The 14,266-nt window shown below is 38.9% G+C and carries 11 protein-coding genes; 3 read left to right on the forward strand and 8 right to left on the reverse strand.

Features of this window, described 5'->3' with window-relative positions; genetic code table 11:
- Positions 1-60: 60 nt before the first annotated feature.
- The 7 genes from Gferi_RS11715 to Gferi_RS11745 all read right to left on the reverse strand — a co-directional run bounded on the left by Gferi_RS11715 (position 61) and on the right by Gferi_RS11745 (position 10,191).
- Complete coding sequence (locus Gferi_RS11715; protein ID WP_069981393.1) at positions 61-1,782, reverse strand: sigma 54-interacting transcriptional regulator; 1,722 nt, start codon at positions 1,780-1,782, stop codon at positions 61-63.
- A gap of 94 nt (positions 1,783-1,876) precedes the next feature.
- Positions 1,877-3,055, reverse strand: coding sequence for an acetyl-CoA C-acetyltransferase (locus Gferi_RS11720; RefSeq protein WP_069976696.1), 1,179 nt, complete (start codon positions 3,053-3,055; stop codon positions 1,877-1,879).
- Positions 3,056-3,217: 162 nt separating this feature from the next.
- Positions 3,218-4,672: a recombinase family protein gene (locus Gferi_RS11725; RefSeq protein WP_069976698.1), complete on the reverse strand. Its 1,455-nt coding sequence runs from the start codon at positions 4,670-4,672 to the stop codon at positions 3,218-3,220.
- Between the two features lie 351 nt (positions 4,673-5,023).
- A complete protein-coding gene (locus Gferi_RS11730) occupies positions 5,024-6,418 on the reverse strand; it encodes a GntP family permease (protein WP_207645818.1) in 1,395 nt (464 codons plus the stop codon).
- 150 nt (positions 6,419-6,568) lie between these two features.
- On the reverse strand, positions 6,569-8,167 hold the full coding sequence (locus Gferi_RS11735; protein WP_069976702.1) for an acyl CoA:acetate/3-ketoacid CoA transferase: 1,599 nt from the start codon (positions 8,165-8,167) through the stop codon (positions 6,569-6,571).
- A 429-nt stretch (positions 8,168-8,596) separates the two neighbouring features.
- Positions 8,597-9,013 carry a MaoC family dehydratase gene (locus Gferi_RS11740; RefSeq protein ID WP_069976703.1) on the reverse strand — a complete coding sequence of 139 codons (417 nt, stop codon included), beginning with the start codon at positions 9,011-9,013 and terminating at the stop codon, positions 8,597-8,599.
- A gap of 572 nt (positions 9,014-9,585) precedes the next feature.
- Complete coding sequence (locus Gferi_RS11745; RefSeq protein WP_069976704.1) at positions 9,586-10,191, reverse strand: YhcN/YlaJ family sporulation lipoprotein; 606 nt, start codon at positions 10,189-10,191, stop codon at positions 9,586-9,588.
- 533 nt (positions 10,192-10,724) lie between these two features.
- On the opposite strand from Gferi_RS11745, the gene Gferi_RS11750 reads away from it, so the two are divergent.
- Positions 10,725-11,153, forward strand: a complete 429-nt coding sequence (locus tag Gferi_RS11750; protein ID WP_169832988.1) for a Fur family transcriptional regulator — start codon at positions 10,725-10,727, stop codon at positions 11,151-11,153.
- A gap of 51 nt (positions 11,154-11,204) precedes the next feature.
- Here the strand turns inward: Gferi_RS11750 and Gferi_RS11755 are convergent, their stop codons facing one another.
- Positions 11,205-11,810, reverse strand: a complete 606-nt coding sequence (locus Gferi_RS11755) for a DUF3793 family protein (RefSeq protein ID WP_069976707.1) — start codon at positions 11,808-11,810, stop codon at positions 11,205-11,207.
- A 253-nt stretch (positions 11,811-12,063) separates the two neighbouring features.
- Between Gferi_RS11755 and Gferi_RS11760 the strand changes: the two genes are divergently transcribed.
- Positions 12,064-13,002, forward strand: a complete 939-nt coding sequence (locus Gferi_RS11760) for a DUF2156 domain-containing protein (protein WP_083273514.1) — start codon at positions 12,064-12,066, stop codon at positions 13,000-13,002.
- A gap of 9 nt (positions 13,003-13,011) precedes the next feature.
- Positions 13,012-14,196, forward strand: a complete 1,185-nt coding sequence (locus Gferi_RS11765) for a GNAT family N-acetyltransferase (RefSeq protein ID WP_069976709.1) — start codon at positions 13,012-13,014, stop codon at positions 14,194-14,196.
- Positions 14,197-14,266: the final 70 nt, after the last annotated feature.

Genomic DNA, 14,266 nt, shown 5'->3' on the forward strand with positions numbered 1-14,266 from the left:
ACATTAGATAAAATAAGGCTTTTCCATGTTTATTTTTTGAACACATCTCAATGGATGCATTTAATATCCATACTTTTCTAGTTTTTGATATAAACTGGTTCTACTGATATTTAACCGCTTTGCTGCTTCCTTTTTATTCCCATTTACACTTTTTAGACATTTTAAAATAATTTCTTTTTCCATCCGTGCAAGGGTACTTTGTAAATCTTCTATATTCCCATTAGAAACACTGACATTTTCAACAATTTTAGTAGGAAGATGATGCGATTCAATGATCGTCTCCTTGTCTAGTAGATTTAACGCTCTCTCTAAAACATTCTCTAATTCCCGTATATTCCCTGGCCAGCTGTAATTGGTCAAATAACGCATTACTTCTTCTGAAATATTCGTTACGATAATCCCCATGTTATGACACAATTTATCTACCAAATATTTTGCCAGGAGTTTAATATCTTGCACCCGCTCCCGAAGCGGAGGTATGTTGAGGGTCACTACATTGAGTCGATAGTATAAATCCTCTCTAAATTTCCCTTCTTCCACCATCTTGTCAAGTTTTTTGTTGGTTGCTGCAATAATACGAACATCAATGGCCTTTGTCGTATTCCCTCCTACCCGTTCAATTTCTTTTTCCTGCAAAACTCGGAGGAGCTTCGCCTGCATTTTCATGTCCATGTCTCCGATTTCATCTAAAAAAATACTTCCTTTGTCTGCCAATTCAAACTTTCCAATCTTTCCACCTTTTTTAGCACCGGTAAAGGCACCTTCTTCATATCCAAATAGCTCAGATTCCAACAGTTCTGATGGTATGGCCGCACAATTCACTTTGATAAAAGGTCCATTGGCTCGCATACTAAAGTTATGAATAGCATGGGCAAACAATTCTTTTCCCGTACCGCTTTCACCAAGAATCAAAACATTTGAACTTCTCTTTGCAACCTTTTGACTCATGCTTTTTAGTTTTACAATCCCTGAGCTAACCCCTACAATGCTTTCAAAAGAATATTTTCCAGCCCTTTCCTTTTTCAACTCATCCCGATAATATTCCAGTTCTTTTTCCATATTGAATACTTTTTTTGCCATTGTGTTAAAATCACTTATATCCTTAAAGTTTACCTTACCCACAGCGCCAATCACCTTGCCGTCTATTACAATGGGAAGCCGGGTAGCAATCATATGATTGCTCTTTATTTCCTGGATTTCTCCTATTTCACTTTTTCCCGTCTTTGCAACAATATGCATGCGTGTATTGGGAATCACCTCTGTGACATGTCTACCCACGGCGTCTTCCTTCTTTAAGCCTAAGAAGTCCAGATAAGTCTGGCTCATCATCGTAACAACGCCGTCCTTGTCCACTAACACCACCCAGTCATAGGCTGTCTCGAAGATGGTTTCCAGAATTTTTGAATGCTCTCTTTCATTGATTAACTCTTTATCCATACGGTTATAGTCTGTAATATCCTTAAAAACTGCTAAGGCACCAATTACTTCTTCTCCATTAAAAATGGGCATACGGTAGGCAATAAAGTCCCTATTATTTTTGCTGAAATGCACATCTTTTTCCGGCTTTTTTGTTTTCATTACCCGATACAAAGTAGTATCTTCAATCAGGTTCTTCATCTTATTTCCGATATAATCCTTGGCCTCTACCCCAAGCATTGCAGCAGCAGTATTGTTTAAATATGTGACATTTTCATCTCTGTCAATGGCTACAATCCCTTCATCACATATGTCAATCAGTGTTTTGAGTGTATTATATACATACGCATTTTCTGTATGTTTCATAGCACTTACACCTCCTTCACACATTTATACCACCTTTGTTCTAATCTTCTTTATAATAAGGGGATGCTTTGCTGCATCCCCTTATTATAAAAAGTTATTTTCTTTCCACAATTAATGCAGTTCCCATTCCGCCCCCGATACAAAGCGTTGCTAACCCACGCTTTGCATCTCTTCGCTTCATTTCATGGAGCAGTGTTACCAGGATTCTTGCACCGCTGGCACCAACAGGGTGTCCCAGGGCAATGGCGCCTCCATTTACATTTACTTTCTCATCTTCCAATTCTAAATCTTTAGCAACCGCAAGAGCTTGTGCTGCAAAGGCTTCATTGGCTTCAACCAGATCAATATCTTTGATACGCATCCCTGCTTTTTGTAAAGCTTTCTTAGAAGCTGAAACAGGGCCAATGCCCATGATGCTTGGATCTACACCAGTAGTAGCATGGGACACGATCGTAGCTAATGGCGTAACTCCCAGTTCTTCTGCCTTTTCCCTTGACATGATCACAAGCGCAGCCGCCCCATCATTGATACCGGATGCATTGCCTGCTGTAACCGTACCGTCTTTCTTAAAAGCCGGTTTCAGCTTTGCTAATCCTTCAACGGTTATACCTTCTTTAATATATTCATCTTCCTTGACAACTGTAGTCCCCTTCTTTGTTTTGATTTCTACAGGCACAATTTCTTCTTTGAATTTGCCTTCGTTTTTAGCCTTTTCTGCTCTATTTTGACTTCTTGCTGCAAAAGCGTCCTGCTCTTCCCTGCTGATCCCCCATTGCTCGGCAACGTTTTCCGCAGTTACACCCATATGGTAATTATTGAATACGTCAGTTAAGGCATCAAAGATCATAGAGTCAATAAATTCTCCATGACCCATTTTATGTCCCCATCTGGAATTCTTTACAAGATAAGGTGCTTGGCTCATGGATTCTGTTCCTCCAGCAATCACAATATCATTATCCCCTGCCACAATGGTCTGTGCTGCTAAAGAGACGGTTCTAAGACCTGATCCGCACAGGATATTTACAGTGGTTGCCGGAACCTCTACAGGTATACCGGCTTTTATTGCTGCTTGCCTTGCTACTCCCTGTCCATGCCCTGATTGCAATATACAGCCTAGATATACTTCGTCGATCTGCTCTGGTTTGATACCGGCTCTATGGATAGCTTCCTTCACTGCAATGGCTCCTAATTCTACAGGTGACAAGGCTGATAAAGCACCATTAAAACTTCCGATTGCGGTTCTCACAGCACTGGCAATAACAACTTCCTTCATGATTGTACTCCTCCTTAGAAATAATTTATATAAGTATCTACCTGTTATTCATGCAAATATCCTGCCAATGCGAAGCTGCTGTCCTTTCCTGGTGTCGCTTTGATCAGCTTTCCTTGTATATGGGTTTCCTTATAATAGTGTACACTTTTTGTACACTTATTATTATACCCTAAATGCGTAGCTGATTTCTATTTTCTTTTCCTTAAAAATTTTGATATGATGAATGAGTTTTTGAATAGTCATAAAATCTAAGTCTTTCATCTCCAGTATTTGATTTACTTGAAGTATAATTTGCTTTTCTCCGTCTTTTAATTCCTTCAACAGTTCCTTTTTTCTGTCCTCAAATGTATTTATTTCTATCTGTATTTCCTTTACTTTTCTTTGATAACTCCCCTCATCAATAACATTTCGAAGCAGCAGCTCTAACAATCGTTCTTTTTTCCCAACAGCTTTTCCTATTAGTTGCTCTATTTTTTTTACTCTTTTCTCATCGGTCTTCTTATAGATCTCTTTTTTGATTTCTTCTAAAAGACCCTCTTCTGAAATTTTCTCTGTGATGATTTTTTTCAGTTCCTTTATCACTACAACCTTCAGCATTTCCTGACGAATGTATGCTCCCTCACACATCTTTTTTCCCATCTTATTGACTTTACCGCACAGATATGCTTCTTTATCCTTCTTAAAATGCATTTTACTGCCACATTCACCACAGATTAAAAGATTGGAAAACAGGTACTTCTGATTGCCAATCTGTTCTCTTTGCTTCAATGTCAATCGTTTCTGTACTTCCTCAAAGGTCTGGAGGTCTATGATGCCTTCATGGGTTCTTGATATGCAAATCAAATCCGATTCTTGATTTTTCTGACGTTTGCCTGTCAAAACGTCCACCGTTTTGGTTTTGTTCTGTATCATGTCTCCAACATATACCGGATTTCCAAGGATTTTTCGTATGGTGCTTTGGTGCCAAATCTTGCTCCCATTGCTTCTTCCTGCCGCCTGTCCCGGCGTAGGATAGGATTTTTCATTGAGTTCCTTTGCAATTTTATAAAGTCCTTTTCCCTCTAAATACATTTTGAAAATTTTTTGCACTACCAAAGTAGAAAGATCTCCTGCCGGCAGAAGTCCCTTTTCATGATTCCTTATGTATCCATAGGGTACCGTACTACCATTAAAATATCCGTTTCTTGCCCTGCAAAGTTTTCCAAATCTAATTCTCTCGCTAATTTTAATCGATTCTTTTTGCGCCATAGAAAGCAGCAGGGTTAGCATGAATTCATCGTATTCCTGGGAGTCAAACCCATCTTCTATGGTAATAAATCGAATATTTCTTCCCTTTAGTTCTCTAATGATTGTTAGTCCTTCCAAAGTATTCCGTGCAAACCTGGATACGCTCTTGGTAAGAATCACATCAAATTTCTCTTTCCGGCTATCCTCCAGAAGTTGTTGCAAACCTCCTCTATTCTTTGTCTGAACTCCGCTTTCTCTATCCTGATAAACTTTATATAATATCCAATTCCGTTCTCCTATGTACTTTTCAAAATAGCTTATCTGATGTGCAATACTTGTTTTTTGTGTTTCCATCTCTGTAGAAACACGGACATATACGGCACATCTCAACGGCTGACCCTCCTATTTATTATTTAGTTTTAGGATGACTAGCTCCTTAAGCACTTCCTTTAAAGGCTTTTTTCCTTCGAAAACATTTATTACTTCCGTAATTGGCTTTTTCATTCTCATCCCTCCTAAAACTGAAATCTATTAAATAGTTATGACAGCACACCTTTTTATAGAATGAATATACTCCAATTATCCCTCTATCCCACTTTTTCAGCCACTTCCCCCAGCTTTTCCATCATTTCCGTCAATGTCTTCATGGCCTTTACAATTGCTTCGTTATCAAGGTACAAATAGCACAAATCCTATTCAGCGTAGGATTTGTGCTATTTGACTTGTGATTATATTTTTGTTTTATACAATTCCGATAGTTCCGAGGATAACCGCTACAATTGTCGTAGCAAGGGGAATGACAACAGATACCATTCCTACATCGGCATAGGACAATTTGTGGTTTAGTCCGCAAATTCCCAATAGGGTAATTACCGCTCCGTTATGGGGAAGGGAGTCCAAACCGCCGCAAGCCAATGCTGCAATCCTATGAAGTACCTGTGGGTTAATTCCTTTTGCAATCGCCAGGTTGTAATAGGTTTCTCCAAGAGCGCCCAACGCAATACTCATCCCCCCGGAGGCAGACCCTGTAATACCTGCAAGAACATTTACGGAAATCGCTTCCGAAATCAGCGGATTTCCGGGAGCTATACCTAAAAGTGCACCTTTCACTGCAGCAAAAGCTGCCAGTCCTGCAATAACATTTCCATACCCGACTTCAGAAGCTGTATTGAGTATGGCAAGCATAGAACCATAGGCCCCTTTATTTACTGCCTCCATTACATTGATTCGCTTATAGTTGGTCACAAGAATAAATATAATAGAAATGACCAAAGATACGATAATGCTCCAGATACCGATAACCTTACCCGGTGTGGTGCCAAATTTTTCAAGAATGGGTGTCAATGCTTCCGTTTGTCCTGGAAAATACACTTTCGATAACCAGAAGTTTAGCAGTAAAACGATCCCTATAGGGATAAGGGATAATCCCAGAGGGGGCATTTTTGCCTCCACGCCTGCTTCCACGGTTGCAGCGGTTTCATCTGTCATATAGTCCGGTAAATACCCCTCTCCTGCCGCAATCATTTTCTTTGCTCTTTGCTGGATCCATAGGGTACCTAATGAAAACATTACAATTCCTGCTATAAGTCCTAGAACCGGCGCTGCATAAGCATCTGTCTTAAAGAAGGGAATGGGAATTGCGTTCTGAATCTGAGGGGTGCCGGGTAGTGCGGTCATGGTAAATGTAAAAGATCCCAAGGCAATACAAGCAGGAATTAGCCGTTTCGGCATACCCGTTTCTTTAAATAGTGCAGCCGCCAAAGGATATACTGCAAAAGCAACTACGAATAAGGATACTCCCCCATAGGTTAGAATACCGCAAGATAATACAATGGCAAGAATGGATCTGTTTTTTCCCAGCTTTTCAACAATTGCATGGGCAATGGCCTTCGCTGCTCCTGTCTCATCCATCAGCTTACCAAAAATTGCACCTAACAAAAACAGGGGAAAATACGACTTGAGGTAGTTGGCCAAATTCACCATAAAGACCTCTGTATAAGTGGGCAGCAGCGATGCCTCCCCACTCATCAATACAGCCAGCAATGCCAGAATCGGTGCTAAAACCAATACGGTTATTCCGCGATAGGCTAGATACATCAATAAACCTAAAGATAAAATGATACCAAAAACACCCATTATAATACCTCCTCATTTTAAAAATTATACAATACAAAATTTTAAGAAAATAGCTGCAAAACCAGGAGCCACTGCCTTTATTTGGTTTACACCATAGAACTTTCTTTATCGTCACATACTATAATGTATAAAAGAATTCTCCAAGAAGCATTAAGCGCTGGCTTCCAGTGCTTCAATATCATAGATTTCTTTCGGAGATAGGATCAATCCCATTTTCTCTTCCTTGAAAATCCGTTCATCCATGATTTTTAAATCTGCAGCAATAATCGGTTTAAAGTCCATGTACTGGAGAATATCTGTTTCCAAATCCATACCCGGCGCGATCTCTTTTAACACAAGTCCATCTTTTTCTAATTGAAATACAGCGCGCTCCGTAATATATAGCACTGGCTGCTGCGTATCCTTGGCATAATCACCACTAAAAGTGATCTGCTCTACCTTACTGATAAATTTCTTTACTTTTCCCTCTTGATGAATGTGCAATTTCCCATTTTCAGCAGCAACTTCCAATCCCCCTGCTGTAAAAGTTCCACAAAAGACTACTTTTTTTGCATTCTGCGTAATATTGATAAATCCACCGCATCCTGCTATCTTGGGGCCAAATTTACTTACATTGATATTTCCTTCCTGATCACACTGGGCTAAGCCTAAGAAAGCTGCATCCAATCCTCCGCCATCATAGAAATCAAACTGATAGGGTTGATCAATAATCGCCTCTGCATTCACTGCAGCACCAAAGCTTAATCCACCGGCAGGTATTCCTCCAATGGGTCCAGGCTCTACTGTAAGCACCATCTGATGTCCCACACCCTCTTCGTTAGCCACCAAAGCCACGCCTTCCGGCATTCCTATACCCAGATTAACAACTGCATTGGGAATCAATTCCATCGCAGCCCGTCTTGCAATAATTTTTCTTTCATCCAAGGCGAGGGGTTTTACAGAGTTCACTGGTATTATCACCTCTCCACAGTAGGCAGGGTTATAAGCCTCTGCAAAGGTCTGCATATGATTTTGGGGATTTTGAACTTCTACAATTGTATCGATGTAAATACCTGGTATTTTTACCAATTTTGGATCCAGCGTCCCTGCTTTGACAACCTTCTCAACCTGTACGATCACCTTTCCCCCTGAGTTTTTCACAGCTTGCGCCATAGATAAGACCTCTAAGGATCCCACTTCCTTTTCCATGGTTACATTTCCATTTTCATCGGCATAGGTACCTCGTATAAAAGCATAGTCAATGGGAAATCCCTTATATAGCAAATATTCAGTCCCATGCACCTCAACAAGCTCTACAATCTCTTCTGTTGTAACCTGATTGAGTTTCCCCCCTTCAATTCTCGGATCTACAAAGGTTTTCAAGCCCACATGAGTTATGGTACCCGGTTTTCCTGCAGCAATGTCTCTAAACAAATGAGATATTACCCCTTGTGGCAGGTTATATGCCTCAACCTTGTTTTCAAAAGCCAGCTTCTGTACCTTTGGCACCAAACCCCAGTGACCGCCTATGACTCGCTTCAGTAAGCCCTCGTGTCCCAAGTGATTTAATCCCCGGTCTTTACCATCGCCCTGCCCCGCTGCATAAACCAAGGTCATATTTTTTGGTTCACCGGTTTCGACAAAACGTTTTTCTAATGCAATTTCTAATTCTTCCGGAACAGCATTTCCTACAAATCCTGCTGTAGCAATTGTTTTATTGCTATCTATAATTTTTACTGCTTCTTCTGCCGTAGCAAATTTTACTCTCATCTACATACCTCCTGACTCATGCAAATGTTTTCATAGATGATATTGCAAGGACTGTGCCAATTCAAAAACAACTTATCTTTTCAGCGTCTCCTATGGCAGCTATAGGCATTTTACCCCATTAGCTGCGGGTTCTTTTTCAAAAAACTTTACTTTAAAGGCTTACCGATCAAAAATACTAATTTATGTTTTACTAATTCTTAAGAAATTGTTCATAATATTTACACATTTAGCCTGCTCATAGTTTTTCTTAACTCCTGTTATTTGCTTACATTTTAGCCCTCATTGTTGTGTACAAAAAGTGAACAAATTGAATTTACCAGACTGCTGACAAAGTAGGAGTTTGTAAATCCTCTCATTATTATCCAGTTATATAATTTTTTCAATTTAAAAACCCAGGCAGTCTTTCCCTGGGCTTTCTTAGCTAGTTTGCTAACTAGCCTTTGGCGCCAATACAACTGCAGCGCCCTCTAATATAATTTTTTTATCCTGATTATAACAGGTGGTTTTCAGTTTTACTCTTCCTTTTTCCATTTTTTCAATGACTTCTACCTCTGCTTTAACTGTGTCTCCAATAAAGACCGGTGCTGTAAATCTAAGTTCTTGAGAAAGATAAATGGTTCCAGGGCCAGGAAGGTGCATCCCCAGTACAGCGGATATAAATCCTGCAGATAGCATTCCATGTGCAATCCTGCCTTTAAATATACTATTTTCCGATGCTTTTTGATTAATATGGGCTGGGTTAAGATCACCGGTTATTCCTGCATAAAGATAGATGTCTGTTTCTGTAACTGTCTTTTCAAAGCTTGCCTTATCTCCTATGTTTATTTCTTCATAGGTAAATCGCATTAAGAATCCCCCTTTTCTTGTTAATTAATAGGCCAACAATGTTTATTGCAATTATAGTGCCATGGTTTTTAGGTTAGTCGTATTCGGCTCAATCTCTGAAAAATCTAATTTTTATCGGAAGCTTTTTCCATTGTATATAAGCATTCAACAAAACGGCACAGGGGCCGTTCCCTATATAAGCCTCAATAAGGACGTAGGGATCGACGCCCTCTTCGATCCCTACATTCCTGTTTTAGATTTACGTAGGGAATGATGTTTCACCGTTCCGTTGAATATTAAACTTCTTAGCCACAGATCTAGATCTATATCTATGTAGACGTGCACGTCTAAATATGAATATACAAGGGGAGGGCTGAAGCACCTTTCCGTTTTTGTGTTCAATTTATGTACACATCTTGAATTCTTTCTACAGTCTCCACTCCATTAGTACCCTGTGCGGTGAACGCCTTAAAAAAGAAAATTCTAAGTACTATATCTTATGTTCCAGGAAAATGGGTGGTGCATACTCTTTTTATATTCCTACAACAAATAAGAACCGGAAATTTCCGGTTCTTATTTGTTAAGTCTTCTTGTTATCTCGTTCCTGCTGGTGTTCTGAAAAGATCTTCAATTTCCCTCATGAATCCTGTAATAGGTCTTCCGCCTCGAATTTCTGTACCAAAACCTCTTAACCGGTCTACCACACCTGTTTCTGCTGATACTTGTACTCTTGTAATTGTCGGCTCTACTCTTCGAACACGCTCTGCAATCTGATCTCGCATATCTGTTGTCAGTTGTCCTGCACCTGCCCCTTCCATTTCTACTCCAATATAGGCAGCGTTTTCATTAATTAGAACCACTGCATTTCTAACACCATTCATTGCTTCAACTTCTCTTTGAATTCTGTTTTCTGTTTCACGGTTTACAGCTCCGCCAAGATCTCTATTGGGTCCCACATCTCCAGGAGGCAGGGGTTCTGTTGCAGGAGGGATCGGTGCTGTTCCAGTTGTGCCTCCAGCGCCGCCAAGTCCGCCTGTTCCATCAACGCCTGGTGTCCCTCTGAGTCCTCCTGTATCACCAACTTCTGGTGTTACGCCGCTGTCATTGATAGGTCTTCTGGCTGGTGCGCAACCTGCAGCTGCCAAACCTATGACAAGGGCAAATACAACAAAAATGATCATCGATTTATGCAATCTCATACTTATAGATCTCCTTTCAACATAATAAATATTTTGTTTCCTGCTAATATTTTTTTCTCTTTATGGAATAACTACTCGATGTAATTTTTAATCAATTTCACAACTACTGGAAAAGAACTTTTTTTCTTCTTTGCACCTATTTTTTTTAGACAAGCTTTTCCATTTTATTACACAAGTTACATTTTTATTACAATTTAATGACATTGAAATTTTCAGAATATTATTGTGGTATAATCAATTTATCAAATAATTGGTGGTGATAGGGATGGAAATTCTGCTCATTTTGGTTTGTGTAATCATATATATTTCGATTGACAGCAAAGAAGATCGTGATGCGGCAGAGCCTTCCTATGACTATGCGGAGGCAAAGCGATAATTAAATCTCCATCCATTTTTAAAAAAACAGCAGGGTTTTCTGTCCCTGCTGTTTTTTTGAGCAGACATTTCAAAAGTTCTTCTGTACAGGCTTATCCATTGCTTTCATGGACATAATATTATACAATAAGAGAAACAAATCTATGGGAGTGAATTCCGTGGTCGATAAAGATAAATTGAGACAAATTTTAAAAGATAATGAGTACAAACTAACCCCCCAGCGCAATGCCATGCTGGATGTATTTTTTGAGCATAAAAACCGGTTCTTGTCTGCTGAGGAAATCTATGTGAAATCTAAAGAAAAATATCAGCAGACCAACTTTTCTACTATATATCGCAATCTTGAGGTTTTTGAGAAACTGGGTCTTCTCCATAAAACGAATCTCAGCGATGGTACTTTTTATTATGGTTTAATCAGCGAAGACAGTCATCATCATCATATAATCTGCAAAAGCTGCGGTAAAACAGAATCCATTGACTTTTGTCCTTTCCCTGATATTCATGAAAAAGTAAATAAAAAGTTTACGTTAACAGATCATAAATTTGAACTATATGGATACTGCGAAAAGTGTGTTCATAAAAAATAATCCCGGGCAATTCCGCTTGCCTGGGATTATTTTTTATAAATGAAATAATTGCTAGGATACCGATTGAAGAATATCTTTCGGAGTATTGCACTGCAACATGCTCCTAATCTCATTTTTTGTTCTAAGAATCTCATTGTATCTCCGATCGGAAAGCCTTTCATCTCCATATACTCTCCACCCATTGATTTTTGTCAGCTTCAATGAAGGGTGTCCTATGAAGCCTAAAACATCCTTTAGGGGATATCCTAGAAATATTCCGATTTCATCCGGAATATTTCCCCGTGCAATCTTCTCTGTTAGATGATCAAGATAGTTTTCCAGGTCATATGCTGTATTATATCCAATATGTTGTAAAAACCTTAAGTTTTTTTGATCTTTTAAAGTATCCTCTAATAAGGTTGGATGATAGAATAGTATTTTGATGCAATTATTATGATAAGATATTTGCTTGTATGCAATTTTACTGCTTTGATTAAAAATAGACTGTATTGCTTCTATCTTCATAATGCTATCCGCTTCATGCAGCCGAAAGCTAAGTATTTCAGAAGGTTTGGCACCTAAAATCACTGGTCCCAATATCTCGGTCAGCCAATACAGAAAGCTCGTTTTATCTTTATGTAAGCAGTAACAATGATTTATCGCTGTATGCACCTTCATCCCTCCAAGAGCATAAAATTAATTATATTTATGGTAATGATTATCATTTTCATTTATAATTATAGTATATACTTCTTTTCTTTGTCAAAGGATTTTTTGATTTTAGAAGGATTAAAAGGTATAATATTCCTGAAGTATTTAATCAGCCTTGTCTTGGATTAACCAGCATATTTTGGGGTATATATTGAACAGCTATTCTTGGAAACATATACAATATAGGATAGTTAATACAAACAATAGTAAGGGGATATTTATGTTACCATGTCAATCTTATGTAAGCACAACACATTTACTTTCTAACGAAATCCGCATCGAGGACAAAGAACTATTTAACCGCTACATCCATGGCTTTCCTTATCAGGTTTCCGATATTAATTTTACAAATTTGTTTATGTGGCGGCACCTCTACGAACTGCGTTATGAAGTGATCAATGGATTATTGTGTATATCCGGATATTATTACGGGGAACCCTTTATACTTCCTCCTTTAACATTAAAACCTTATAATCCGGAAATTCTCTCTCACACACTAACCATTTTAAAAAACCGCTTTAAAATTTTTTCCCATCCATTAAAAATTAAATTTTTGCCGGTTCATATGTTAAATGAATTTCAGGATTTAAAGCATCATAAGATTTCCTTTAATAGTGACAGAGATAATTTTGATTATATTTATGCTACCAAAGATTTATCAACGCTGCAGGGGCGAAAATATCACAGCAAAAAAAACCATTTGAATTTCTTCATGCGTAACACCGTTTATGAATATGTTCCTTTGACCGCTTCCCTAGTCGATCAATGTATGGATTTAACCAGAAAATTAAAATTAGGAGAGTATCCTCCCTTAGAAAAGGACTTGCTCGAAAATGAGGAACAGGCTATTTATGAAGCACTCATTCATATGAAGCAGTTGGATTATATTGGGGCTGCCATTCTTATCAATGACCGGGTGGAAGCATTTACGCTGGGAGAAAAGACCACTAATGACACCATGCTGATTCATATTGAAAAAGCAAATGCGGAAATTCGGGGCCTTTATCAAGCCATCAACTATCTTTTCTGTCAGGAAGAATGTGGCGGCGTTAAGTGTATAAACCGTGAAGAAGATATGGGATTTGAAAATTTGAGAAAAGCAAAAGAATCTTATCATCCTGCAAAATTTTTGGAAAAATATGATGTTATTGTGGAGTAGAGGTGTCCTATGCATATAAAATTACTGGATAAAAAACATATCCCCGCTGCCAAGGTGCTGTGGGGATATGCCTTTGAAAAAAATGAACCCTTCTACAGTTGGTACTTTGATACAATATTTCAACCGGAAAATGCATTGGGTGTTTTTCTGGAAGACCATCTTGTATCCTGCCTGCAGCTCAATCCTTATGATGTAGTATTGAAAAATAATCGCTTTCCCTGTTCTTATGTGGTAGGGGTTATTACTGCACCGGAATTTCGAAACCGGGGACTAATGAAACCTCTGTTGGAAGAAGCCTTACGAGAAATACAGCGGCGAAATCATGGATTATCTATATTAATGCCCTTTGATACCGGTTATTATCAACCTTATGGTTGGGAGCTCTGTTATACGCAGCTTCGTTATGAAGTTCCGGCTGAAAGCTTAAAAAGATTATCAAAATCCGGTGGTTTTTTCTCTAAAATCTCCTCTGCTTCAGATCTCCCTTCTATGGATGCCGTATACCGAAAATTTTTAACTCAATATCAGGGGTATATTTCCAGAACTCATAGGGATTGGCAAAATCTGTTGGAAGATTTGTATTGCGATGGAGGTTATGCCGTACTGCTGAAAGATTCACAAAGTCAACCGGCAGGCTACATCCTTTACTATCTTAAAGATCAAAGAATTTTTGCCAAGGAAATGGCCTATACCACGGCTTGGGCTCAGAAGGCTATTTTTGATTTCCTCTATCGTCATAAAGCCCAGGTAGATCAAATCAGCTGGACTGCTCCCATGGGAGACAATACCTGCCTGTATCTGCGGGACACCTTAACACCAAAGGCAGCGAACACGATCAAAATCCTTCCCTTTATGGCAGGCCGCGTGGTTGATGTGAAACTGGCTTTAGAAAACAGCCGCTTTGATGGGGCGGTTACAGGTGAATTTTCAATGGAAATTGAAGATTTATCAGCTCCGTGGAATCATAGAAAGTTTATTATCTGTATAGACAAAGGCGTTGCACAGGTTTCTTCTTACTCCGGTAATGAAACAGATCTGCGGTGTACCATTAATACTTTCTCCCAGCTTTTCTGGGGAGCTGTTGATATTCAGCAGGCCATAAGCTTAGACCTTGTTCAAATAAAACAAGAGAAGCAGTCTCTTCTCTCTCAAATCTTTCTAAAACAGAATAACTTTATCAATGAATTTTTTTAGAAGATGAAACAGACGACCACAGGACGCCCCTACAGATCCTATAATGGAGATTTTCGTAGGGACGACCTGT

Origin of the sequence: Geosporobacter ferrireducens, assembly GCF_001750685.1 — a bacterium.
Taxonomy (GTDB): Bacteria; Bacillota; Clostridia; order Peptostreptococcales; family Thermotaleaceae; genus Geosporobacter; species Geosporobacter ferrireducens.

Bases quoted from the DNA above. Each gene is read 5' to 3' on its own strand.
- Gferi_RS11715 (WP_069981393.1), bottom strand. From the start codon at position 1,782: ATGAAACATACAGAAAATGCGTATGTATATAATACACTCAAAACACTG.
- Gferi_RS11720 (WP_069976696.1), bottom strand. From the start codon at position 3,055: ATGAAGGAAGTTGTTATTGCCAGTGCTGTGAGAACCGCAATCGGAAGT.
- Gferi_RS11730 (WP_207645818.1), bottom strand. From the start codon at position 6,418: ATGGGTGTTTTTGGTATCATTTTATCTTTAGGTTTATTGATGTATCTA.
- Gferi_RS11735 (WP_069976702.1), bottom strand. From the start codon at position 8,167: ATGAGAGTAAAATTTGCTACGGCAGAAGAAGCAGTAAAAATTATAGAT.
- Gferi_RS11740 (WP_069976703.1), bottom strand. From the start codon at position 9,013: ATGCGATTTACCTATGAAGAAATAAACATAGGAGATAAGGCAAGCTTT.
- Gferi_RS11745 (WP_069976704.1), bottom strand. From the start codon at position 10,191: ATGAGATTGCATAAATCGATGATCATTTTTGTTGTATTTGCCCTTGTC.
- Gferi_RS11755 (WP_069976707.1), bottom strand. From the start codon at position 11,810: ATGAAGGTGCATACAGCGATAAATCATTGTTACTGCTTACATAAAGAT.
- Gferi_RS11760 (WP_083273514.1), top strand. From the start codon at position 12,064: ATGTTACCATGTCAATCTTATGTAAGCACAACACATTTACTTTCTAAC.
- Gferi_RS11765 (WP_069976709.1), top strand. From the start codon at position 13,012: ATGCATATAAAATTACTGGATAAAAAACATATCCCCGCTGCCAAGGTG.